At 62.9% G+C, this 24,940-nt stretch carries 20 protein-coding genes; 15 read left to right on the top strand and 5 right to left on the bottom strand.

Features of this window, described 5'->3' with window-relative positions:
- Positions 1-58 precede the first annotated feature (58 nt).
- The 14 genes from mnmA (at position 59) to BZL41_RS06295 (ending at position 14,805) form a co-directional block, all read left to right on the top strand.
- Entirely contained in the window at positions 59-1,177 is a 1,119-nt protein-coding gene (gene mnmA, locus BZL41_RS06360) for a tRNA 2-thiouridine(34) synthase MnmA (protein ID WP_095598507.1), read from the top strand.
- On the top strand, positions 1,174-1,794 hold the full coding sequence (gene hflD, locus BZL41_RS06355; RefSeq protein ID WP_095598506.1) for a high frequency lysogenization protein HflD: 621 nt from the start codon (positions 1,174-1,176) through the stop codon (positions 1,792-1,794). Before mnmA ends, hflD begins: the two co-directional genes overlap by 4 nt.
- Entirely contained in the window at positions 1,794-2,660 is an 867-nt protein-coding gene (locus BZL41_RS06350) for a DMT family transporter (RefSeq protein WP_095598505.1), read from the top strand. The genes hflD and BZL41_RS06350 overlap by 1 nt, the downstream gene beginning before the upstream one ends.
- A gap of 85 nt (positions 2,661-2,745) precedes the next feature.
- Entirely contained in the window at positions 2,746-4,116 is a 1,371-nt protein-coding gene (gene purB / locus BZL41_RS06345) for an adenylosuccinate lyase (protein WP_095598504.1), read from the top strand.
- Positions 4,117-4,176: 60 nt separating this feature from the next.
- The gene (locus BZL41_RS06340) at positions 4,177-5,343 is read left to right on the top strand and encodes a cupin domain-containing protein (protein WP_095598503.1); all 1,167 of its coding nucleotides are present in this window, start codon (positions 4,177-4,179) and stop codon (positions 5,341-5,343) included.
- On the top strand, positions 5,336-5,761 hold the full coding sequence (locus BZL41_RS06335) for a GNAT family N-acetyltransferase (RefSeq protein ID WP_095598502.1): 426 nt from the start codon (positions 5,336-5,338) through the stop codon (positions 5,759-5,761). Before BZL41_RS06340 ends, BZL41_RS06335 begins: the two co-directional genes overlap by 8 nt.
- A 6-nt stretch (positions 5,762-5,767) precedes the next feature.
- Complete coding sequence (locus tag BZL41_RS06330) at positions 5,768-6,403, top strand: histone acetyltransferase HPA2 (protein WP_095598501.1); 636 nt, start codon at positions 5,768-5,770, stop codon at positions 6,401-6,403.
- A complete protein-coding gene (locus BZL41_RS06325) occupies positions 6,400-7,209 on the top strand; it encodes a secretin N-terminal domain-containing protein (RefSeq protein ID WP_095598500.1) in 810 nt (269 codons plus the stop codon). Before BZL41_RS06330 ends, BZL41_RS06325 begins: the two co-directional genes overlap by 4 nt.
- 501 nt (positions 7,210-7,710) lie before the next feature.
- Positions 7,711-9,309 carry an isocitrate lyase gene (locus BZL41_RS06320; protein WP_095598499.1) on the top strand — a complete coding sequence of 533 codons (1,599 nt, stop codon included), beginning with the start codon at positions 7,711-7,713 and terminating at the stop codon, positions 9,307-9,309.
- A gap of 223 nt (positions 9,310-9,532) precedes the next feature.
- The gene (locus BZL41_RS06315) at positions 9,533-11,533 is read left to right on the top strand and encodes a PhoX family phosphatase (protein WP_095598498.1); all 2,001 of its coding nucleotides are present in this window, start codon (positions 9,533-9,535) and stop codon (positions 11,531-11,533) included.
- A gap of 160 nt (positions 11,534-11,693) precedes the next feature.
- A complete protein-coding gene (locus BZL41_RS06310) occupies positions 11,694-12,281 on the top strand; it encodes a hypothetical protein (RefSeq protein ID WP_256578089.1) in 588 nt (195 codons plus the stop codon).
- 89 nt (positions 12,282-12,370) lie between these two features.
- Positions 12,371-13,396, top strand: a complete 1,026-nt coding sequence (locus BZL41_RS06305; RefSeq protein WP_095598496.1) for a GlxA family transcriptional regulator — start codon at positions 12,371-12,373, stop codon at positions 13,394-13,396.
- The gene (locus BZL41_RS06300; RefSeq protein WP_095598495.1) at positions 13,389-13,619 is read left to right on the top strand and encodes a DUF1272 domain-containing protein; all 231 of its coding nucleotides are present in this window, start codon (positions 13,389-13,391) and stop codon (positions 13,617-13,619) included. The genes BZL41_RS06305 and BZL41_RS06300 overlap by 8 nt, the downstream gene beginning before the upstream one ends.
- 13 nt (positions 13,620-13,632) lie before the next feature.
- Positions 13,633-14,805, top strand: coding sequence for an MFS transporter (locus tag BZL41_RS06295; RefSeq protein WP_095598494.1), 1,173 nt, complete (start codon positions 13,633-13,635; stop codon positions 14,803-14,805).
- Positions 14,806-14,807: 2 nt separating this feature from the next.
- On the opposite strand, the gene BZL41_RS06290 is transcribed toward BZL41_RS06295, so the two are convergent.
- From BZL41_RS06290 to BZL41_RS06270, 5 genes are all read right to left on the bottom strand, one after another.
- Entirely contained in the window at positions 14,808-15,773 is a 966-nt protein-coding gene (locus BZL41_RS06290) for a sensor domain-containing diguanylate cyclase (protein WP_095598493.1), read from the bottom strand.
- Positions 15,774-15,775: 2 nt separating this feature from the next.
- The gene (locus BZL41_RS06285) at positions 15,776-16,777 is read right to left on the bottom strand and encodes a response regulator (RefSeq protein WP_095598492.1); all 1,002 of its coding nucleotides are present in this window, start codon (positions 16,775-16,777) and stop codon (positions 15,776-15,778) included.
- Between the two features lie 154 nt (positions 16,778-16,931).
- The gene (gene nfuA, locus BZL41_RS06280) at positions 16,932-17,516 is read right to left on the bottom strand and encodes a Fe-S biogenesis protein NfuA (protein WP_084335262.1); all 585 of its coding nucleotides are present in this window, start codon (positions 17,514-17,516) and stop codon (positions 16,932-16,934) included.
- Positions 17,517-17,574: 58 nt separating this feature from the next.
- Positions 17,575-18,609 carry an acyltransferase gene (locus BZL41_RS06275; RefSeq protein ID WP_095598491.1) on the bottom strand — a complete coding sequence of 345 codons (1,035 nt, stop codon included), beginning with the start codon at positions 18,607-18,609 and terminating at the stop codon, positions 17,575-17,577.
- A gap of 184 nt (positions 18,610-18,793) precedes the next feature.
- Positions 18,794-21,073 (bottom strand): fatty acid cis/trans isomerase, encoded by a 2,280-nt coding sequence (locus BZL41_RS06270; RefSeq protein WP_095598490.1) that lies wholly within the window; start codon positions 21,071-21,073, stop codon positions 18,794-18,796.
- Between the two features lie 160 nt (positions 21,074-21,233).
- Here BZL41_RS06270 and metH point away from each other — a divergent pair, with 160 nt between their 5' ends.
- Positions 21,234-24,926: a methionine synthase gene (metH, locus tag BZL41_RS06265; RefSeq protein WP_095598489.1), complete on the top strand. Its 3,693-nt coding sequence runs from the start codon at positions 21,234-21,236 to the stop codon at positions 24,924-24,926.
- Positions 24,927-24,940 lie beyond the last annotated feature (14 nt).

Here is a 24,940-nt window from a genome sequence, read left to right as displayed (position 1 = left end):
CTCACGGCCCCGGCCCTGATAGAATCGGCGCCTTTTCATGCAGTCAGCATTCAGACCTATGTACGATCCAGCTCAAACCCGCGTCATCGTCGGCATGTCCGGCGGTGTGGACTCGTCCGTTTCCGCCCTCCTGCTGCTCGAGCAGGGGTACCAGGTGGAAGGCCTGTTCATGAAGAACTGGGAAGAGGATGACGGCACCGAATACTGCACCGCCAAGGAAGACCTGGCCGACGCACAGGCCGTCTGCGACAAGATCGGCATCAAGCTGCACACCGCCAACTTCGCAGCCGAGTACTGGGATAACGTCTTCGAACATTTCCTCGCGGAATACAAGGCCGGACGCACACCGAACCCGGACATCCTTTGCAACCGCGAGATCAAGTTCAAGGCCTTCCTCGACTATGCACTGATGCTGGGCGCCGATCTGATCGCGACCGGCCATTATGTGCGCCGGCGCGACATCGATGGCCGCACCGAACTCCTCAAAGGGCTAGACCCGAACAAGGACCAGAGCTACTTCCTTCACGCCGTCGGCGGCGAACAGATCGCCCGCACACTGTTCCCGGTCGGCGAACTGGAAAAACCCGAGGTCCGCGCCATCGCCGAACGTTATGGCCTGGCCACCGCGAAGAAAAAGGACTCCACTGGTATCTGCTTCATCGGTGAGCGCCGCTTCAGCGACTTCCTCAAGCAATATTTGCCCGCCCAACCCGGTGACATCGAAACCACGGACGGCGAAGTCATCGGCCGCCATCACGGTCTGATGTACCACACCATTGGTCAGCGCCAGGGCCTCGGCATCGGCGGCATGAAGGATGCCAGCGATGAACCCTGGTATGTGCTGGCCAAGGATGTCACTCGAAATGTCCTGGTAGTCGGCCAGGGCAACGAACACCCTTGGCTGTTCTCCCGGGCACTGTCGGCATCCGGGATTTTCTGGGTAAACCCGGTGGACCTGAGCAGTCCGCGCCGCCTGACGGCGAAAGTGCGCTACCGCCAGAGCGACCAGGCCTGCACGCTGGAGCGAACCGTCGACGGCTATCGTGCGATCTTCGACGAGCCACAGCGAGCCGTTACTCCGGGCCAGTCCGTAGTGTTCTACGACGGAGAGGTATGCCTGGGTGGCGGCGTGATCGAAACGGCCACGCCGTGGGATGACGAGGTTCGCCGTCCATGACCCCGATCCAGGAACAACTGGTGGCGCTCGGCGCGGTGTTCAACGCCGCCGCGCTGGTGGACAAGGTCGCCAAGACCGGCCAGATCAGCGAAGCGGCCCTGGGCTGCATGCTTGGCAGCCTGCTGGTACGCGACCCTAAGGACACCCTTGAGGTCTACGGCGGAGACGACCTCAACCTGCGTGAGGGTTACCGCGCCCTGGCCAGTGCGCTGGAGCGCGACCCGACCAGCTTGCAGCGTGAACCTCTGCGCTACGCACTGGGCCTGCTCGGCCTGGAGCGGCAATTGGCCAAGCGCGACGACATGCTGCAAGTGATCGGCAGCCGGCTCGATCAGATCCAGCAGCAAGTGCAGCATTTCGGACTGACCCACGAGAACGTGATCGCGGCCTGCGGCGGACTTTACCAGGACACGCTGAGCACCTTTCGCCAGCGCATCCAGGTCCATGGCGACATGCGCTACCTGCAACAGGCCGGCAATGCGGCGAAAATCCGCGCCCTGCTCCTGGCCGGCATTCGCTCCGCCCGCCTCTGGCGCCAACTGGGCGGCAACCGCTGGCAACTGGTCTTCAGCCGGCGCAAGCTGCTGACGAATCTCTACCCGCTACTTCGCGGCTGATGAGCGAGCCGACCAGCCGCTCCGTCCGCCCCGTGCAAGGGGCGCTGCTGCTGGCTCTCTCAGCCTTGCTCTTTTCTCTGATGGGTGTCGCCATCCGCGAAGCATCAAGCACCATCGGCAACGAGTCCGTGGTGTTCTTCCGCAATCTCGTTGGCGTACTGTTTTTCGTTCCGCTGATCCTGCTGCGCGGCATTCGGCCGCTGAGAACGAGCCGCCTGAAATCGCATCTGTGGCGGACCACCTTCGGCCTTGCGGCGATGTACTGTTTCTTCTATGCCATCGCTCACCTGCCCCTGGCAGATGCGATGCTTTTCACCTACTCGGCTCCGGTGTTCACGCCAGTCATCGCCTGGCTTTGGCTTAAAGAGCCGATCAACCGACGCATATTGATCGCCACGAGTATCGGTCTCGCCGGCGTACTGCTGATTTGCAGGCCGTCTACCGCGCTGTTCGGTGGCCAGGCCCTGGTCGGTATGGCTGCGAGCGTGCTGGCCGCGCTGGCGTTCGTTTCCATCCGGGAAATGAGCGACACCGAGCCCGCCTACCGCATGGTCTTTTACTTCTCGCTGTTCAGCGCGCTGATCTCGGCCATCCCCTTGAGCTGGGCCTGGCAACCTCTCGACAGCCACGAATTGGGATTACTGCTCGTCGCCGGCCTGCTTGCCACCAGCAGCCAGATCGTCATGACCAAGGCATACAGCCTTGCACCACCTGGCATGATCGGCCCGGTCGCCTATCTGGCCATCGTCTTCGCCGGCATCATCGCCTGGCTGCGCTGGGGAGAAACCCCGGAACTGCTCTCGATGATCGGCGCGACGCTGATTTTCTCCGCCAGCCTGATCGCGATTCCCCGACGGATACGCTGACGGACGCCAACCTCGCCGCGGCCCGGGCGTCGAATTCGTGTATGATATGCGCCCTTTTCGTTGCCCGATGCCCGAGAACGCCCCCATGCAGCTCTCTTCGCTCACCGCGGTTTCCCCCGTCGATGGCCGCTATGCCGGCAAAACCAGCGCTCTGCGCCCGATCTTCAGCGAATTTGGCCTGGTCCGCTTCCGTGTCATGGTGGAAGTCCGTTGGCTCCAGCGCCTCGCCACCCATGTAGGCATTCCTGAAGTCGCACCTTTCTCCGCCGAAGCCAATGCCTTGCTGAACAGCCTGGCCGACGATTTCCAACTGGAGCATGCCGAGCGCGTCAAGGAAATCGAACGCACCACCAACCACGACGTCAAGGCCGTCGAGTACCTGCTCAAAGAGCAAGTCGCCACGCTGCCGGAACTGGCCAAGGTCAGCGAATTCATCCACTTCGCCTGCACCTCCGAAGACATCAATAACCTGTCCCACGCCCTGATGCTCCGCGAAGGCCGCGATAATGTCCTGCTACCGCTGATGCGCCAGATCGCCGGTGCCATTCGCGAACTGGCCGTGCGCTTCGCCGATGTACCGATGCTTTCGCGCACCCACGGCCAACCGGCCTCTCCGACCACCCTGGGCAAGGAATTGGCCAACGTGGTCTACCGCCTGGAGCGCCAGATCACCCAAGTCGCCACCGTGCCGCTGCTGGGCAAGATCAACGGTGCCGTTGGCAACTACAACGCCCATCTTTCGGCCTACCCGGACATTGACTGGGAAGCCAATGCCCGCGAATTCATCGAAGGCGACCTGGGTCTGACCTGGAACCCCTACACCACCCAGATCGAGCCGCACGACTACATTGCCGAGCTGTTCGATGCCATCGCCCGCTTCAACACCATCCTGATCGACTTCGATCGCGATGTGTGGGGCTATATCTCCCTCGGCTACTTCAAGCAGAAGACCGTCGCAGGCGAGATCGGCTCTTCGACCATGCCGCATAAGGTCAACCCGATCGACTTCGAAAACTCCGAAGGCAACCTGGGCATCGCCAATGCGTTGTTCCAACACTTGGCCAGCAAGCTGCCGATCTCCCGCTGGCAGCGCGACCTGACCGATTCCACCGTCCTGCGCAACCTCGGCGTAGGCTTTGCCCATAGCGTCATTGCCTACGAGGCAACGCTTAAAGGAATCAGTAAGTTGGAACTGAATGCTCAACGAATCGCTGAAGACTTGGACGCCTGCTGGGAAGTCCTCGCCGAGCCGATCCAAACCGTGATGCGCCGCTACGCCATCGAGAACCCCTACGAGAAGCTGAAGGAACTGACACGTGGCAAGGGCATCAGCCCCGAAGCCCTGAAAGCCTTCATCGATGGCCTGGATATTCCGGCTGCCGCCAAGGCCGAGCTGCACAAACTGACACCGGCCAGCTACATCGGTAACGCCGCCGCTCAGGCCAAACGTATCTGATCGATATCTCTCTTTTGCACGCCCGGCTGTGCCGGGCGTTTTTATTTCAAGGGCTTAGCCATGAATCCTGATACTCCACTGCAACTTCTCGGCGGCCTGACAGCCCGCGAATTCCTGCGCGACTACTGGCAACAGAAACCCCTCCTGATCCGCCAGGCCCTGCCCGGTTTCGAAAGCCTGATCACACCGGACGAGCTGGCCGGCCTCTCCCTTGAGGAAGAAGTCGAATCGCGACTGGTCATCGAGCATGGCGAGCGCCCGTGGGAATTGCGCCGCGGCCCGTTCGCCGAAGACACCTTCAGCCAACTGCCGGAGCGCGAATGGACATTGCTGGTACAGGCAGTCGACCAGTTCGTTCCCGAAGTCGCCGAACTACTGGAACATTTCCGTTTCCTGCCGAGCTGGCGCATCGATGACGTCATGATCAGTTTCGCCGCACCAGGTGGTGGTGTCGGCCCGCACTATGACAATTACGACGTGTTCCTGCTCCAGGCCCACGGTCGTCGCCACTGGCGGATCGGCCAGATGTGCGATGCCGACAGCCCGCTTCTGGAGCACTCGGACCTGCGCATTCTCTCGGACTTCCAGGGCACCGACGAATGGGTGCTGGAGCCCGGCGACATGCTTTACCTCCCGCCACGCCTGGCACACCTGGGGATCGCGGTGGACGACTGCATGACCTACTCGGTCGGCTTCCGCGCTCCCAGCGCCGCCGAAGTGCTGACCCATTTCACCGACTTCCTCGCCCAGTTCCTGCCGGATGAAGATCGCTACAGCGATGCCGGAATCGAGCCGAGCGGAGACCCGCACCAGATTCAGCGCGACGCACTGGACCGTCTGAAGGCATTGCTGCAGGAGCACATGAGCGACGAGCGACTGCTGCTCACCTGGTTCGGCCAGTTCATGACCGAGCCGCGCTATCCCGAACTGGTCGCGGGTGAGGAATTGCAACTGGACGATTTCGTCCAGACCCTGGAAGACGGCGCTGTCCTGGTGCGCAACCCCAGCGCACGTCTGGCCTGGAGCGAAGTGGACATCGGCCTGCTGCTGTTCGCCAGCGGTCAGAGCCGACTGCTGCCGAACCATTTGCGCGAATTGTTGAAGTCGATCTGCTCGGCCGATGCGTTGCATCTGGATAATCTCGGCCAATGGCTGGCCGACGAGGATGGGCGTAATCTTCTCTGGGAACTGGTCAAGCAAGGTAGCCTGGAGTTTGCCGATGAGTGATATCCATGTCCGCGTCGCCAGCTGGCAGAAGGATATTGCCGATCTCCGCCGTATCCGCGAGACCGTCTTCATCGCCGAGCAAGCGGTCCCGCCGGAGCTGGAATGGGACTCCGACGACGCCAACGCGGTGCACTTCCTGGCCTTCGAAGGCGATTACGCCATCGGTACCGCCCGCCTGCTGCCGGACGGCCACATCGGCCGGGTCGCCGTGCTTAAGGACTGGCGCGGCTTGAAAGTCGGCGACGCACTGCTGCGCGCAGTGATCGCCGAAGCCGAACGCCAAGGGCTGAAGGAGCAACGGCTGAGCGCCCAGGTCCACGCCACGCCGTTCTACGAAAAGCACGGCTTCCGAATCGTCAGCGACGAATTCCTCGAAGCCGGCATCCCCCATGTGGATATGTTGCGCGAAAGCGCCTGAGACCCCATGAACGAAGACGCCCCGCAAGGAACCGACCTGCCCGAGGAAGCCGAGCTTCCGGCCATCGAATTCCAGTCGCCGGGGCGCTTCGCCGTACACAATCCGCAACCCGATCTGCCGGAAGCCGAGGCATGGGAATCCGCGCCCTTCTTGCTGGGGCGTCACGGCTCGCTGGAACGTTTCGCCCAACCCCATGAAGCCAGGGCCCATGCTCTGGCCCTGCTGAGCCAGGCACAACGCAGCATCAACCTGTACAGCGACGACCTGGAACCCTGGCTCTATCACCACAGCAGTATCCAGGACGCCTGTACCCGCTTTCTCCTGGCCCATCCGAGAAATCGCCTGCGCATACTGGTCCGCGATACAACCCGAGCCGTGAAGGATGGTCATCGCCTGATCACCCTGGCACGAAGACTGCCGAGCAACTGCCAGATTCGCAAACTCCATCCGGACTACCCCACGGAGGAGTCCGCCTACCTGCTGATCGACGATCGCGGCCTCTTGCTGCGACCGCAACTCGACCAGTACGCCGGCTATGCGCTGTACAACGACCCCGGGCGGGTCCGTCTACGTCAGGCGCAGTTCAACCAAGCCTGGGATACCAGCATTACCGATCCCGATCTACGGAGCTTCCTGCTATGACGCCACGCGCGCTGTTCGCTGCCCTACTGCTCGCCGTCTGCCTGCCATTGCAGGCTGCGACGGAGGTCATCCCGCTCAACTACCGGACGGCCGAAGACGTCATGCCGGTGGTCCAGTCCGTGCTGGGTGGCGAAGGCAAGGTGACGGCTTACGGCAATCAACTGATCGTCAACGCATCGCCCACCAAAATCCAAGAGCTTCGCGATCTCCTTTCCCAATTGGATACCCAACCACGGCGCCTGCTGATCACCGTGGATACCAGCGACTCCAACTACCAGGACGACCGTGGCTATGCTGTCGACGGCAGCATCAGCAGCGGTGGCGTGCGCATCGACAGCGGGCGCGGAGAAGTCAACGGCCGCGATCAGGTACGCATCATCCGCCGCAGCACCGACAGCCGCAGCGGAGGTACCCAGCAGGTCCAGGCGACCGAGGGCTACCCGGCGCTGATCCAGATCGGCCAGAGCGTTCCCCTCACCTCTACCAGCGTCGGACCGTACGGTCAGGTTTACCAGGAAACGCACTACCGCAACGTCACCCAGGGCTTCTATGTCACCGCCAGCCTCACCGGCGATATCGTCCATGTGAGCATCAGCAGCAACCGCGATCGCTTGAGCCAGAACATGCCGGGCGCCATCGACATCCAGAGCACCGATACCCGCGTCAGCGGCCGGCTCGGTGAATGGATAACCCTGGGCGGCGTCAATGAAAGCAGCCAGGCCGACCAGAGCGGCTTCGTCCGCCGTCACAGCACCCAGGGACGCAACGATATGACCCTCCGCCTGAAAGTCGAGACCCTCGACTGAAGGTGTATTTTCTGACCGATCGGTTTCCTACTAAAGCACCATGTAGTAGTGATAAAAAAACACTACAAAACGTTTGACGAACACTTGTTTGAAGCGCATCATGGCCTCGCTCCCGCTAGCCAGGGACCTCTAAAGGGTCCCCAGATCGCACCCGTAACACCATTCGGGGCGGTCCGTGTCCTAACAGCCCACAAGGCGGTTCGACGAGGTTGCGACTGGAACGAAGTTGTCCTGAGGGACGGGGAAGCGATCAACGTATCAGCGAGAACGACAGGCACAGCATCAGCGCTCGCCCAGCGGCATCCACGAGCCGGCTAGCGTCCGCATCCTGCGCCCAGTCTCCGAACTGTTCGTCTCGAAACACCCCTCCTCTCCAGCTTCACTCCTCCGGTCAATACTTCGACGTTTTCTGCGGCGTGACGCCCCAGAGCGAGCTCCAGCACGTAGGTTTTGGGTGGGAAAGTCAGTGCTCAACCAAACTCAAACTTTGAAGGATTGACCATGTCCGCATATCAAAACGAGATCAAGGCCGTTGCCGCCCTGAAAGAGAAAAATGGCAGCAGCTGGGGCGCTATCAACCCGGAATACGCCGCTCGCATGCGCATCCAGAACCGCTTCAAGACCGGCCTGGACATCGCCAAATACACTGCGGCCATCATGCGCAAAGACATGGCCGAGTATGATGCCGACTCTTCCGTCTACACCCAGTCCCTGGGCTGCTGGCACGGCTTCATCGGTCAGCAGAAGCTGATCTCCATCAAGAAGCACCTGAAGACCACCAACAAGCGCTACCTCTACCTGTCCGGCTGGATGGTCGCCGCGCTGCGCTCTGACTTCGGCCCGCTGCCGGATCAATCCATGCACGAGAAGACTGCCGTTTCCGGTCTGATCGAAGAGCTGTACACCTTCCTGCGCCAAGCCGACGCCCGCGAACTGGACCTGCTCTTCACCGCCCTGGACAAGGCCCGCGCCGAAGGCGACAAGGCCAAGGAAGCCGACCTGCTGAGCCAGATCGACAACTTCGAAACCCACGTCGTACCGATCATCGCCGACATCGACGCCGGTTTCGGCAACGCCGAGGCCACCTACCTGCTGGCCAAGAAGATGATCGAAGCCGGTGCCTGCTGCATCCAAATCGAAAACCAGGTTTCCGATGAGAAGCAGTGCGGCCACCAGGATGGCAAAGTGACCGTTCCGCACGAAGACTTCCTCGCCAAGATCAATGCCGTTCGCTACGCCTTCCTCGAGCTGGGCGTTGACGATGGCGTCATCGTTGCCCGTACCGACTCCCTGGGTGCCGGCCTGACCAAGCAGATCGCCGTGACCAAGGAGCCGGGCGACCTGGGCGACCTGTACAACAGCTTCCTCGATGGCGATTACGTCGAATCCGCCGCCGACATCGCCAACGGCGACGTGGTGGTCAAGGCCAACGGCAAGCTGCTCAAGCCGAAGCGCCTGGCTTCCGGCCTGTTCCAGTTCCGCAAGGGCACCGGCGAAGACCGCTGCGTCCTGGACTGCATCACCAGCCTGCAGAACGGCGCCGACCTGCTGTGGATCGAAACCGAGAAACCGCACGTGGGCCAGATCAAGGGCATGGTCGACCGCATCCGTGAGGTCATCCCGAACGCCAAGCTGGTGTACAACAACAGCCCGTCCTTCAACTGGACGCTGAACTTCCGTCAGCAGGTGTTCGATGCCTGGGCTGCTGCCGGCAAGGACGTTTCCGCCTACGACCGCGCCCAGCTGATGAGCGTCGAGTACGACGAAACCGACCTGGCCAAGGAAGCCGACGAGCGCATCCGCACCTTCCAGCGTGACGGTTCCGCTCAGGCCGGTATCTTCCACCACCTGATTACCCTGCCGACCTACCACACCGCCGCGCTGTCCACCGACAACCTGGCCAAGGGTTACTTCGCCGACCAGGGCATGCTGGCCTACGTGAAGGGCGTGCAGCGTCAGGAACTGCGCCAGGGTATCGCCTGCGTCAAGCACCAGAATATGGCTGGCTCCGACATCGGCGACAACCACAAGGAGTACTTCGCTGGCGAAGCAGCTCTGAAGGCGAGCGGTAAAGACAACACCATGAACCAGTTCCACTAAGAACCGGTTCGCTCGGCTCCGACCGAGACCGCCAGACTGCAAGCCCCGGCCTCGGCCGGGGCTTTGCATTTCCGGCAGAAAGACTGCTCCATGCAGCATGACGGCCAAATAATGGCCACCTCGAAACCGTGCAATCGATCACACTCCCTGTCATGGTTTTGTCGTGTCCGCTGGTTAGCGTCATGGCTCCGTCGATTCGCCTCACAGAAGAAGGAGCCTCGCCTTGAACCGCGATAACGAGAACGCCGTGCTGTTCGGCAACGGCGATGAGTTGCCCAGCAACCACTCGCAGAACCCGCATATCAATGAATTGATCGAAGGCCTCGGCCGCCGTCAGGTATTGGCCGGTGGTGCCGCGCTCGGTGCTCTCGCCTTCCTCGGCGTCAGCCTGCCCGGCAGTAGCGAGGCGGCCCAAGCCACCACACAAGGCCTGGGTATCTTCAAGCCCCGTTCGCGCCTGCCCTTCACACCGGTGCCGGTGACCCGCGCCGACACCATCACGGTTCCGCAAGGCTACAAGGCTACGGCTTTCATTCCGTGGGGCACCCCGATCACAGGCCGCTACCCGGCGTTCCTGGAAGACGCCAGCAACAGCGCCCAGGACCAGGCAGAACAGACCGGCATGCACCATGACGGCATGCACTTCTTCCCCATCGACGCCCAGTGGGGCTATGGCCGTCGCAGCGACCATGGCCTGCTGGTGCTCAACCACGAGTACATCGACGTCAATCTGCTGCACCCCAACGGTCCGACCGTGGTCAACGGCAAGCGCACCAGCGCCGAGGAAGTCCGCAAGGAGATCAACGCCCATGGCGTCTCGGTGGTAGAAATCCGCCGCAACCAGCAGGGTGAATGGGAAGTCCTGCCGAGCGCACGCAACCGCCGTATCACCGCGGCCACGCCGATGCAGATCCGCGGCCCGGCGCGCGGCCACGCGCTCATGCGCACCCGCTACAGCCCGGACGGCACCGCCACTCGGGGCACCCAGAACAACTGCGCCAACGGCTATACCCCTTGGGGCACCTACCTGACCTGCGAAGAGAACTGGGCCGGCTACTTCGCCACCCAGGACACCACGCTGCCGCGCGAACTGAGCCGCTATGGTCTGCGCAATACCAGCCGCTTCGGCTGGGATACCCTTGCCGGCGACGAGTTCGAACGCTTCGACGCCACCCGCAAGGCGGCGGACGCCACCGGTGACTACCGCAATGAACCGAACCACTTCGGCTGGATCGTCGAGATCGATCCATTCAACCCGGACTCGACGCCGGTCAAGCACACCGCTCTGGGCCGCTTCGCCCACGAAGGACTGGTTTTCGCCCCGACCCGTCCGGGTAAGCGCGTGGTCTGCTATTCGGGTGACGACTCACAGAACGAGTACATCTACAAGTACGTCAGCCGTGGCAAGTTCCGTCCCGGCAGCCGCGCCAATAGCCGCCTGCTCGACGAGGGCACCCTCTACGTCGCCCGCTTCAATGCCGATGGCAGTGGCGACTGGCTGGCCCTGGACATCGACGATCCGGCGTTCCAGGCCGCCTGCGCCGCCGCTGGCGTGAGCTTCGCCGACCAGGGCGAAGTGCTGATCAATACCCGTCTGGCCGCCGATGTCGTCGGCGCCACCAAGATGGACCGCCCGGAATGGGGCGCCGCCCATCCAGACACCGGGGAAATCTACTTCACCCTGACCAATAACAGTTCACGTACCACGGCGGATGCGGCCAACCCGCGTGCCGCCAACGCCTATGGCCACATCATCCGCTGGCGCGAACTGAGCCGCGACCATGCCGGCACCCGCTTCGCCTGGAACCTCTTCCTGCTTGCCGGTCCGACGTCCGACAGCCGTGGCCCGAACGGCCAGCCGCTGAATGCCGACAACATCCTGGCCAGCCCGGACGGTTTGTGGTTCGACGAAGACGGCCGCCTGTGGATCCAGACCGACATGAGCGGCAGCCAGCTCAGCTCGGGTCCGTTCGGTAACAACCAGATGTTGGTGGCCGACCCGCGCACCGGCGAACTGAAGCGCTTCCTGGTCGGCCCGTCGGGTTGTGAGGTGACCGGCATCACCGCGACTCCGGACTTCAAGACGCTGTTCGTGAACATCCAACATCCCGGCGAAGGTTCCACCCCCTCCAACCTGCTGAGCACCTGGCCGGATGGCCCCGGCAAGCGTCCGCGCGCGGCGACGGTCATCGTCACCCGCGAGAACGGCAAACGCCTGCTGTAATTCCACCGCCCCAAAGAAGCCCGGCCCTGGCGCCGGGCTTCTTTATTCTGGCCATCGTCTACCCTGTGAAAGGTCAGCATCGCTCCCCAGGTGTCCCATGCCTCGCTGGACTCCCGTTGCGTTCGGAACGCTTCTCGCCCTAACTGGCGGCCTGGCCTCCATGCTCTGGCTGACGCCAGGCGACGACTCGCCCCCGGCCTCTCAATCGACCGTCACTGGCAGCGATCCAATATCGACACCGCTACCGGAACAGCCCGTTGCATCGCGACGGTCCGGCGCCATCCTCGATTCCGTGATGCTGGCGCAGCAGCAGGAGCGTCTTGTCTTCCGCAACGACTATCGACGCTTCACCAACCGGGCCGCCGACCTCTCCGCCACGGAGAGAGCGCGGCAAGCCAAAAATCTTTCCAGGGAAATCGACCGCTACGAGGAGCGCGGCGAATTGGCACTCAGCGAAGCCCTGCTGCTCCAGATTGGCCTCATCCAGGCCAGCGGACTAGACGAGGCGGAACAAAAAGCCAGGGCCGCCGCCATGACCGCCCGCTACAAGGCACGCAGTGCGGCACGCGAGGCGGAGCGATCGCCCGATGCGAACTTCGCACGCTACAAGACCGAGGAAAAACGAATCGTCGAGGAAGTTCTCGCCATGCAGCAGGTCCCCGGCGGGCTCAGTCGCGATCAATACCTGCGGGAGCGCCTGCAGGAGGCCCGTGAACAAGCCTACCAGGAGCGAATTACGCCGCCCTGAGCGGAAATGGCAATATTTGTGGGTTTATTGTCATTGTCGCCAATAGCACGACGCCGCACACTGGCCACATCTCCTCCGAGGTGCGTGCCGTGGAAAACCAACGCTGGATCGCTTGTTTGATTTACCCCGATGTGATGAGCCTGGACGTGACCGGGCCCATGCAGGTCTTTGCTTCCGCCAATGTCGAACGCCAGCGCCAAGGGCTTCCTCCTGCCTATCGGTTGAACGTGCTCGGCGATGCCGTCGGCCCGGTGGCGACCTCCGCCGGCCTGAGCATTTGCGCCGAACTCAGTTGGCGTGGCCTGGACACTTCGACCTTGGATACGCTGCTGGTGCCCGGCGGCCTGGGTGTCGAGCGGCAATGCGAGGACCAGGCGCTGCTCGACTGGCTACGTCAGACCGAACCTCAGGTTCGCCGGCTCGGCTCGGTCTGTTCGGGTGCGCTATTGCTGGCGGCGGCCGGACTGCTCGACCAGCGCCCCGCCACGACTCACTGGGCGGACCTCGAGACCCTGCGGCGCGAACATCCCGCCGTGCAGGTCCAGGACAACCGCCTGCACACCTACGATCCCTTCGAGCGTGATGGCGATGCCCATGTGTTCACCTCCGCCGGGGTGACCGCCGGAATCGATCTGGCCCTGGCGCTGGTGGAAGCCGACCTCGGTCGCTCGCTGGCCCTCGCCGTGGCCCGGCGCCTGGTGATGTTCCTTCGCCGGCCGGGTGGCCAGGCACAGTTCAGCGCCCTGCTCGCCCCAGACCCCAACCGCACCTCGCGGCTGGCGGCCCTGCTCGACTGGATACCGGCCCACCTTGGCGACGACCTGTCTCTCGAGGCGCTGGCCGAGCAGGCACGCATGGCGCCCCGCACCCTGTCGCGGGTCTTCGTCCAGGAGCTGGGCATGGGCCCCGGTCGCTACGTCGAGCGCGTCCGCCTGGAAGCCGCCCGCGCCTTGCTGCAGGACGCCCAGGCGTCGATCGCCACCGTCGCGCGGCTGACGGGCTTTGGCCACCCGGAGAACCTGCGCCGCACCTTCCATAAACACTTGTCCGTCAGTCCGCAGGAATACGCCGAGCGCTTCGGGCTGCGCCCGCTCAAGGAGACCCGTCATGCTTGAACTGCGCCCTGGTTGCGAATGCTGTGACCGCGACCTGCCACCTGACAGCGCCGATGCGCTGATCTGCTCCTTCGAATGCACCTTCTGCCGCGGTTGCGCGGAAGAAAAGCTCCAGTTGCGCTGCCCGAACTGCGGCGGCGAGCTGGTCAACCGACCGCGCCGCCCCACGGGCAAGTTGGAACGCTTCCCCGCCACCACCTCGCGCACCTTCAAGCCCTGCTGAAAAGGAAACCCCTATGCTGCTGAGCAATCCCTCGATCCGCCTGTTGTTCGCCGGCCAAGCGCTGTACTGGAGTTGCGCCCTGATCGGCATCACCCTCACCTCGCTGGTGGGCATGCAACTGGCGCCGTTGAACATCCTGGCCACCCTGCCCCTGGCCTTGCTGGTCGTCGGCAACCTGCTGGCAGTGCAACCGCTGTCGTTGTTCATGCAGCGCCGCGGACGGCGCGCCGGGCTGATGCTCGGGGCCGGCGGCGGTGTGCTGGGCGGTCTGCTCAGTGCGCTGGGCGTATGGCTGGGCGATTTCCTGTTGTTCTGCCTCGGCAGTCTGGCAATCGGCACCTACCAAGCGTCGGCCATGTATTACCGCTTCGCCGCGCTGGAGTCGGTGAACGAGCAACAGAAAGGCCGGGCGACAGCCTATGTGATCGGTGGCGGGCTGTGTGCCGCCCTGTTCGCCCCGTCGCTGGCGCTGTGGTCGCGCAACGCCCTGGACACTCCCTTCGTTGGCGCCTACCTGGCAATCGCCGTTCTGGCGCTGGTCGGCCTGCTATTGATGGCGCAGCTGCGCGAAGGCGCCGCGCCGCGCCCGGGCAGTGGAGGCCTGGCGATGATCCGGCTGTTGCTGGCCCGCCCGGCGATCCGTACCGCCATGACCATTACCGCCATCGGCCACGGGCTGATGATCCTGGTGATGAACGCCACGCCCCTGGCCATGAGCTTCTGCGGCTTCGATGTGGAAGTTGGCGCCGAAGTGATCCGCTGGCATCTGGTCGGCATGTTCCTGCCCGCCTTCGCTGCCGGTCCGCTTGTGGATCGGCTGGGCAGCCGGAGGGTGGCCCTGATCGGCATCGCCCTCTTGATCGCCAGTGCCGCCATCGCGTTGAGCGGCATCGCCCAGGCGCACTTTCTGGTCAGCTCGTTCCTCCTGGGTGCCGGCTGGAACCTGATGCTGGTCGCCGGCACCACCCTGCTCGCGGAGGGGCACGGGGCGGAGGAAAAAGGCCACGCGCAAGGCCTGATGGAGTTGGGTAATGGCAGCGTGGCGGCCGTCATGTCCCTCGCGTCCGGGGCGATGATCACCAGCATCGGCTGGGGGCCGGTGAATATAGGCATGCTGCCGCTCTTGCTGGTGGCGCTGTCGGCGGTATTGATCGGAGCCCGCCGTCCGGCACCACAACCGTCCTGAAGTCACTCTTCTGACTGGCCGTAGACGCTCACCCGATTGCGGCCCCCCTTCTTGGAGGCATACAGCGCCTGGTCTGCCCGCTCGATCAGTTGGACATGCTCGGTCGTAGGCACGCTCAGATCGGCGACGCCCAGGCTGACGGTGAACGTGATCGTATGCTCCTCATGAGGCGCCCACAGCGACTCGATGGATCGGCGCAAGCGCTCGGCGAAACACACCGCGCCGTTCTGGTCGGTATCCGGCATCAGGACGACGAACTCCTCACCCCCGTAGCGACCGGCCACATCGACATCGCGCACATGCTCGCGCAGCACTTCGGCGACCAACCGTATCACCTGGTCTCCCGCCTGATGGCCATAGGTGTCATTGACGCGCTTGAAGTGATCGATGTCGAACATCACCAAGGCTGCCTTGGTCGCATAGCGGCGGTGCCGGGCGAGCTCATGGCGAAGCCGCTCCTCCCAGTGCCCTCGATTGAACAACCCGGTCAGACGGTCGGTGTTGGACAAATGTTGCAATTGCTCGTTTGCGGCCAGTAGCAGACGGCGGTTCAGCGCCACATGGGTGACGTCATAGATAATCAGGCAGAAGTGTTCGACCTCGCCGTTGGCCGCCCGTAGCGGCAACAACGTAGTGTTCTGATACATGAAGCTTTCCTGCCCGGTGATCGGCTGATAATTCTTGAAACGCACCAGATAGGGGCGCTGCTCCCAGATGGTGAACGATGGGGTACCCAGGGTCGCCACGCTTTCTGCCTTATGCCGGAACCAAGCCTCGTCCACCTCTGGAAACAGGCTGAAAAAGAATTGCTCATGGACCTCGCTCGGCAACCGCCCGGAGCGATTCTCCATAAAGGTGTTCCATACCTCTACGCGGTACTGGCGATCCAGCACAACGACACCGACGTCGATGCTCTGCACCACCGCCAGTAACCAATGGAACTCCTTGAGATCGGCCCCTTCAGTCATGATCAATCCATCAGGTAGTTGAGCTTGCGTGATAGCAGGTCCAGCGAGTCTTCGGTAAACAGGAACAGCAGATCGAAATGAATGGCGTGCCCTTCCAGGCTATAGCTGATTTCAACGGCGAGCGTCTTCTTCCACCGATGTCGATTGAGACGGATCAGTTCGTCGATGGAAGCATGTTCGCCGAGAATCAAAGGATGGCTTTGTGAAAACGCCACATCGATCATCTCGGCCAGACCACTCAGGCAGGCGCCTACCAGCAGACAGGACAGATCCAGCAGCATCTCCAGTTCAGGATAGGCCTGGGCATGCCAACGCATCAGCTTGGCCATGTCGGAAACTTCCGAATCGTGAAAGATCAGCAGGGCCTCGCCGGCGATTCCTCCGCCGATAAAACCCTGGCATATCGCCGTCAGCCGCTCGCCCTCCTGGGCATCGAGCAGCGCCATGTGCAGCTCGCCGGCCTCGAACTCATTCACGTTGGGGATCGGCAACTGGACGAAAACACCCAGTACCCGGGCCAACATGGCACCTGCCCGGCCCATGGCGATGTTGACCACCTCGCGAAACGCATCATGAAAACTGACATCCGGCTCGCCGCCGACCGATATCGTGGCATCGGGCTCAGAAGACGGAGGCGCCAGAAGATCGAGACGCTCCAACGTTTCCTTCAGCAGCACCGGATCGGCGGGCTTCCGGATGAAGGCCAGCGCTCCGAGTTGCTCCACTCGCCGGACCGCTTCGTCCTGCACATCGCCGGACACCACGATCACTCGACTGGGCAAGCCCTCACGCCGCAGCGCTTCGAGCACTTCGTAGCCGTCCACCTCAGGCATGGTCAGGTCGAGCAACACCACATCGCCCCGCCCCTGGCGTATCGCCTCCAACCCCTCACGTCCGTTGGCAGCCTGACTGACGGACACCGGCCAACCTTCCGGCAAGCCACGGATCAGTTGCTTGCGGGCCATCGCCGAGTCGTCGCAGACCAGCAATCGAGTGGCTGACATAAAAGCTCCTGGCGGGTAGTCCTTCATGGCGAAGCGGTCGGGGCATGCCTGTTGGACCGTGAAGTTGCGCCAGTGATCGCCGATCAGCCGGTCTTACGCCAATCGCAGACATGAAAAAGGCGACCCGCGGGTCGCCTTTTCGTGTCGTCGCCTGTCAGTAGTAGGCGTTTTCCCGATTGCTGTGGTCGGTAACGTCACGTACGCCCTTCAATTCCGGGATACGCTCCATAAGTGTCTTTTCCACGCCGTCCTTGAGCGTCACATCGACCATGCCGCAGCCCTGGCAGCCACCGCCGAACTGCAGCACGGCGATGCCTTCCTCGACGATATCGACCAGCGACACCTGACCGCCGTGGCTGGCCAGACCGGGGTTGATCTCGGTCTGCAGGTAGTAGTTGATCCGCTCGTTGAGCGGGCTGTCCTCGTTGACCATCGGCACCTTGGCGTTCGGCGCCTTGATGGTGAGCTGGCCGCCCATGCGGTCGGTGGCGTAATCCACCACGGCGTCGTCCAGAAAGGGCTCGCTCATCGCATCGATCCAGGCCGTGAAGCTTTTCAGCGCCAGGGCGGTGTCTTCCGGCTTCTGTTCGCCCGGCTTGCAATAGGCGATACAGGTTTCCGCATACTGGGTGCCCGGCTGTGTGATGAAGATGCGGATACCGATGCCGGGGGTGTTCTGCTTGGCCAGCAGATCAGCCAGGTAATCGTGGGCCGCGTCGGTAATGGTGATGGCGCTCATGGCAACTCCTCGCAAACATGCACGCAGTGTACGCCAATCGGCTTTGCCAGATAAAGTCCTAGTATTTTTGTCGGAAAAATGACAGCGGCTCGGAAACCACGCCACCCGACGACAACCAGAGCTTCATCCCCAGCATCAGGCGCTTCTCGATCAACTCGTAGCTGCACCAGCCGGCGATGAGGATCAGCGGCACACAGGCGCCCAGCACGGCGTAAGGGTTCAGGGCGAAACGCTGACTCAAGTACCAGCCCAGGGACAGCACGATGACGTGTAGCAAGTACACCGAGTAGGAGCAGTCGCCAAGCATCTTCAGCAACCCGCTCCTGCGGAAATACGGCTCCAGCGACAGGCAGGCCGCAACGATCACCGCACTGGGCAGGCCCCAGTGCGACAGGCGTGGGTACGGCTGCAGATGCAGGATCGCCAGCAATGACGCGACGATCAGCGCAATGGGTATCCAGAACCCCTGGACGATCCAGCCGCGCCGGTAGCACACGCCGATCATCAGGCCGAGGAGAAACTCGAAGACGATGCTGTTGCGGTAGAAATCACTTACCCACTCCTGACGCGCCAGCACCAGGCTCACAACGCCCAACGACGCCGCCGTCAGCCAGGGCCGGAAGCGCTCGTTCACCAGCAGCGAGAGGGAGAACAACAGGTAGAAGAACATTTCGTAGTTGAGCGTCCAGCCCACATAGAGCGTCGGAAACTCACCATAGCCCGCCGGATTTTCCGCCGGGATGAACAGCAGCGAGAGGAGGAAATGGCCAAGCTCGAACGTCTGCGTTGGCATGACCGGATTGAAATACAGGATCAACCCGGCCGCCAGCAGCGAATACAACCAGTAGGCCGGCACGATACGTAACAGACGATTGAGCAGGAAGCGGCCGGGACCGATGTCCTTGCCCTGGGTCGAGAGATAGATGACGGTACCGCTGATGACGAAAAACAGGTCGACGCCCACCGCCCCCTTGTCCGAAAAGAAATCGCCAACCGGTCCATCCGACCGCAAGTCGAAAAAAATCTGCATGAAATGATGAAAAACCACCAACCATGCTGCCAGTGCCCTGAGCGCTTGCAGCGACATCAACATCCCGCGAATACCCTCCTCTCCTGATACACACAGAGGTGCATCGTCGAAATTCGAGGGCAGACACCTGCCCGGTGCCTGCCGTCCCGTCACAGGGTCGGACCGCAGGGTGTAGGAAAAGATTCCCCGTCGGGGCAGGCATCGCGGGCCGCGCACAGCAGCGCGGCCCGTATTGGATGGGTCGGCGCTACAAATTCATGTAGCGGTTCATGTCCAGTTCGCCGTACTCCACCGGCTCGGTTTCCCGGATGTAGTGCGACAGATCATGGAAGTAGCGCCAGAACTCCGGGTGCGTTCGGCGAACGCCCCAGCGCCCGACCACCTTGTCGAAGGTCACGGCATCCTTCGCCTGCTCCAGCGCCGCGACGAAACTCCCGACCTCACCCGCCTCCAGGTTGAACATGAAGTTGGGATAGCTGCTCAGCACACCGGGATAGATCGTCAGGGTATCCAGGGTTGGCTGGTAGCGCAGCGATTCGCCGAGCATGAACGCCACGTTGCTGTGGGCACGATTGCGTAACACGCTGTAGATCTCGCGCGAACCGTCCGGCAGCTCGACGCGCAGCAGCACCGCCTCCGGCAGCATGCCAATCACCGGCAATCCAGCGGCGGGCCGACTGGTCAGGCGGCTGAGGGTCTGATCGATGTCCTGACGGGCCGGGTCGATCCCGGCGCGATAGCAATGCGCCGTGCGGCAACGGTTGATCGGGTCGGGACGCGCATTGAGATCGACATAGCGCTGCAGCAAGGCCTCGGCGAACGCGCGCTTCGGGTCATTGCCGGCGAGTTGCAGGCCGGTCGGTGTGCGCGTGTCGATGGGCTGGTAATCCAGCCATTGCTTCAGTTTGCCGCTGCGCTGGTACCAGTCGTCGAGGATCTCCACACGGGAATCCGCCGGCAGCAAGCGCAGGAAGTTCTGCTCGGCGCCGTTGCGGATCAGATCGAAATACAGCCGGGTCTGTGCCTGGTGAGAGAGATTGCCGTACACATCGAAATTGACCACCAGTTGGTAGTAGGTGCGTTCCAGCAGCGGATAGTCCATCCACCAGAGCGTCTGCGGAATCTCACCGACCAGCCCCTTGCGCACAGAGGCGCTGTCGTACTGGCGGAAGATCGATAGCAGCGCGTTGTTATTGCCGGTCCAGATATGCGACCAGCTCGGCGCGGGTGCTTTCGCATAGACAGCCTGACGCAGCTCTTCGTACTGGTTGCGTTTATCGCGATACGCCCGCCACAGCCCGAGCATGCTGCCCAGATCGTCGATCTGCCCCGGCAGCGCCAGCAATGGCGTGGTCTTTTCGCGATAGGCGGCGTCGGTGATATAGAGGTCGTGTTCGGGCGCCTGGAAGAAGGTCCAGAAGTTATCGCGGATCACATCCGTCGCGATCTGGCCGCGACACACCGGCCCGCGGATGAAGGTGCGCACGAAATACTCGGCGTTATCCAGCATGAACTGGTAACGCGCCCGGGCCGGAATCGCCGCGAACGTCTCGAATGGATTGGCGCGCCGCTGCGGCCCGTAGCCCGGCAACGCATCCACCCGCCAATCACCCTGTAGGAACAGCTCGCGCACCCGCCCCAGCTTTTTCTCGCTGAGGGGATAGGTGATATGCGTCTTGTGCACGATCACACCCTGGATCGGCCGCAGGCGATAGTGGAAATCGATACCGGGATCGTCGTTCGGCCGCCGTGTGGCAATCGGATCGATCGGCTTGCCGCTCGGCGTACGCGAGCGCACCATCTGGAAAAAGTGCCCCGCCTCGTCATCCTCGAAATACAGGTGGGCCAGGAACAGGTGTTCGTAGAGCCAACGGGATACCAGCTCCTCCCGCGCGCCCGGCGCATTCAGCAACGATTCCCAGACAGCGATCTGCCTGGCCTCCGCCGCACTGGGTCGCCACGCCTGTTCGTCCACCGGAGCCCCCTGTGTCAGCCAATCCTGCAGGGTGCGGTATTCCTTCTCGCTCAGGCCGGTTACCGCGAACGGCATACCAACCCGCGGGTTCTTATTGGCGAACTGCTCGAACTCGCCTGGCAACGGGCACTGGTTTTCCCGGGAAATACCGATCGCCAGGTCGTCCGGCAACTTGGCATTGGCCTCGAACGGCGCCTCGTGCCCCAACTCCAGCATCCGCGCCATCAAGGCGGCCTGGCCGCCCTTCGGCTGCAGCACCGAATGGAAACCCCGGCTCCGCCAGGCATCCGCCCCATGGGCATCGAGGAACAGCCGGGTCGTCTCCTGCGCCTTGGTCCGGGTTCCGTCGTAGACCGGCTGCTTATTCGCACCACGGGTCACCCCTTCGGCGCTACCGAGGTTGAGCTGGCACGGTGAGTCGTAGCAGGCATGGCAGGCCACGCACTTGGCGGTGAAGATCGGCTGGACGTCACGGGTGTAGGAAATCGGCTCGGCCTGGGCAGCGCCGTAGATGAACAGAAAGAAAGCGCTGGCGAGCGCGCGGTACGGCATGACAGGGGTCCTTGGCGCGGTTGAGCGGCGATTCTAGCTTGGCGTACCGGCGAAGCGATCCAACTTGAGCATAATTCATGCAAAAGTGTGGTCCACTCCGAAACCGCGCAGGTTTGCTATCATCCCCGACCTCGTTTTCCGGCATTCCCAGGTAGTCCCCATGTCCGACCGCAGCGCACGTCTCGCAGCCCTCCAGCAAGCTCTCAAGGAGCGCATCCTGATCCTGGACGGCGGCATGGGAACCATGATCCAGAGCTACAAGCTGGAAGAGACGGACTACCGTGGCGCCCGCTTCGCCGACTGGCCGAGCGACGTCAAGGGCAACAACGACCTGCTGCTACTGAGCCGCCCGGACGTGATCCAGGCCATCGAAAAGGCTTATCTGGACGCCGGCGCCGACATCCTCGAAACCAATACCTTCAACGCCACCCGCGTATCCCAGGCGGACTACGGCATGGAAGAGCTGGTCTACGAACTGAACGTCGAAGGCGCCCGCCTCGCCCGCCAGGTGGCCGACGCCAAGACCGCCGAGAACCCGGCCAAACCGCGCTTCGTCGCCGGCGTGCTCGGCCCGACCAGCCGCACCTGCTCCATCTCCCCGGACGTGAACAACCCCGGCTACCGCAACGTCACCTTCGACGAACTGGTGGAGAACTACACCGAGGCCACCCGTGGCCTGATCGAGGGCGGCGCGGACCTGATTCTGATCGAGACCATCTTCGACACGCTCAACGCCAAGGCGGCGATCTTCGCGGTCCAGGAAGTTTTCGAACAACTCGGCATCGAGCTGCCGATCATGATCTCCGGCACCATCACCGATGCCTCTGGCCGCACCCTGTCCGGCCAGACCACCGAAGCCTTCTGGAACTCGGTGCGCCATGCCCAGCCGATTTCCGTCGGCCTGAACTGTGCCCTCGGCGCCAAGGACCTGCGCCCGTACCTCGAAGAGCTGGCGACCAAGGCCGAGACTCACGTCTCCGCCCACCCCAACGCCGGCCTGCCCAACGCCTTCGGTGAATACGACGAAACCCCGGCGGAAATGGCCGCGGTGGTCGAGGAATTCGCCGCCTCCGGCTTCCTCAATATCGTCGGCGGCTGCTGCGGCACCACGCCCGCGCACATCCAGGCGATCGCCGAGGCGGTGGCCAAGTACCCGCCGCGCGCCATCCCGGAGATTCCCAAGGCGTGCCGCCTGTCCGGCCTGGAGCCCTTCACCATCGATCGCAACTCGCTGTTCGTGAACGTCGGCGAGCGCACCAACATCACCGGCAGCGCCAAGTTCGCCCGCCTGATCCGCGAGGAAAACTACAGTGAAGCCCTCGAAGTCGCCCTGCAGCAGGTGGAAGCCGGCGCCCAGGTGATCGACATCAATATGGACGAGGGCATGCTGGACTCGAAGAAGGCCATGGTGACCTTCCTCAACCTGATCGCCGGCGAGCCGGACATCTCCCGCGTGCCGATCATGATCGACTCCTCCAAGTGGGAAGTGATCGAGGCCGGCCTCAAGTGCATCCAGGGCAAGGGCATCGTCAACTCGATCTCCATGAAGGAAGGCGTCGACGCCTTCAAGCACCACGCCAAGCTGTGCAAGCGCTACGGCGCGGCCGTGGTGGTGATGGCCTTCGACGAAGCCGGCCAGGCCGACACCCAGGCGCGCAAGGAAGAAATCTGCCAGCGCTCCTACGACATTCTGGTCAACGAAGTCGGCTTCCCGCCGGAAGACATCATCTTCGACCCGAACATCTTCGCCGTGGCCACCGGCATCGAAGAGCACAACAACTACGCGGTCGACTTCATCAACGCCTGCGCCTATATCCGCGACAACCTGCCCTATGCCCTGAGCTCGGGCGGGGTGTCCAACGTGTCCTTCTCGTTCCGCGGCAACAACCCGGTGCGCGAAGCCATCCACTCGGTGTTCCTCTACTACGCGATCAAGAACGGCCTGACCATGGGCATCGTCAACGCCGGTCAGTTGGAAATCTACGACGAGATTCCCAAGGAGCTGCGCGACAAGGTCGAGGACGTAGTGCTCAACCGCCACCCCGGCGCCACCGAAGCACTGCTGGCCATCGCCGACCAGTACAAGGGCGACGGCAGCGCCAAAGAAGTGGAAAACGAAGAGTGGCGCAGCCTGCCGGTGGACAAGCGCCTGGAGCACGCGCTGGTCAAGGGCATCACCACCTACATCGTCGAAGACACGGAGGAGTGCCGCCAGCAATGCGCGCGGCCGATCGAGGTCATCGAAGGGCCGCTGATGGCCGGCATGAACGTGGTCGGCGACCTGTTCGGCTCGGGCAAGATGTTCCTGCCCCAGGTGGTGAAATCCGCCCGCGTGATGAAGCAGGCCGTGGCCCACCTGATCCCCTTCATCGAAGCGGAGAAAGGCGACAAGCCGGAAGCCAAGGGCAAGATCCTCATGGCTACGGTCAAGGGCGACGTGCACGACATCGGCAAGAACATCGTCGGCGTAGTGCTCGGCTGTAACGGCTACGACGTGGTCGACCTCGGTGTAATGGTCCCGGCGGAGAAGATTCTGCAGACCGCCAAGGACGAGAAGTGCGACATCATCGGCCTGTCCGGACTGATTACCCCATCGCTGGACGAAATGGTCCACGTCGCCAAGGAAATGCAGCGCCAGGGCTTCACCCTGCCCCTGATGATCGGCGGCGCCACCACCTCCAAGGCCCATACGGCGGTGAAGATCGACCCGCAGTACAAGAACGACGCGGTGGTTTATGTCACCGATGCCTCCCGTGCCGTGGGCGTGGCAACCCAATTGCTGTCCAAGGAACTGAAAGCCGGCTTCGTCGAGCGCACCCGCGCCGAGTACGTCGAAGTCCGCGAGCGCACCGCCAACCGCAGCGCCCGCACCGAGCGCCTGCCCTATGCCCAGGCCGTGGCCAACAAGCCGCCGTTCGACTGGGCCGGCTACCAGCCGCCGAAGCCCAGCTTCACCGGCATCAAGGTGCTGGAGGATATCGACCTGAAGGTGCTGGCCGAGTACATCGACTGGACGCCCTTCTTCATCTCCTGGGACCTGGCCGGCAAGTACCCGCGCATCCTCACTGACGAAGTGGTCGGCGAGGCCGCCACCGCGCTGTTCAACGACGCCCAGGCCATGCTGAAGAAGCTGATCGACGAAAAGCTCATCCGCGCCAAGGCAGTGTTCGGCTTCTGGCCGGCCAACCAGGTGGATGACGACGACATCGAAGTCTACGGCGGCGACGGCCAGCCACTGGCCCGCCTCCACCACCTGCGCCAGCAGACCATCAAGCCGGACGGCAAACCCAACTTCTCCCTGGCCGATTTCGTCGCCCCCAAGGACAGCGGCCTGACCGACTACGTGGGCGGCTTCATTACCACTGCCGGCATCGGCGCCGAGGAAGTCGCCAAGGCCTACGAGGCCAAGGGCGACGACTACAACGCGATCATGGTCAAGGCCCTGGCCGACCGCCTCGCCGAAGCCTGTGCCGAATGGCTGCACGCCGAAGTGCGCAAGCACTGGTGGGGCTACCAGCCGGACGAGCACCTGGATAACGAAGCGCTGATCAAGGAAGAGTACGTCGGCATCCGCCCCGCCCCCGGCTACCCGGCCTGCCCCGACCACACCGAAAAGGGCACCCTGTTCCAACTGCTCGACCCGCAAGGCCAGAGCGGAGTCACCCTGACCGAACACTACGCCATGTTCCCCGCCGCCGCCGTCAGCGGCTGGTACTTCGCCCACCCGCAAGCGCAATACTTCGCCGTGGGCAAAGTGGACAAGGACCAAGTGGAAAGCTACACGAAGCGCAAGGGCCAGGACCTCGCCGTGACCGAGCGCTGGCTGGCGCCGAATTTGGGGTATGACGGTTGATTGAGCGACGGGCG

Origin of the sequence: Pseudomonas sp. PIC25, assembly GCF_002286785.1 — a bacterium.
Taxonomy (GTDB): domain Bacteria; phylum Pseudomonadota; class Gammaproteobacteria; order Pseudomonadales; family Pseudomonadaceae; genus Pseudomonas_M.
The sequence above is the reverse complement of the archived record's forward strand: the minus strand, read 5'-3'. Positions and strand labels throughout refer to the sequence as shown.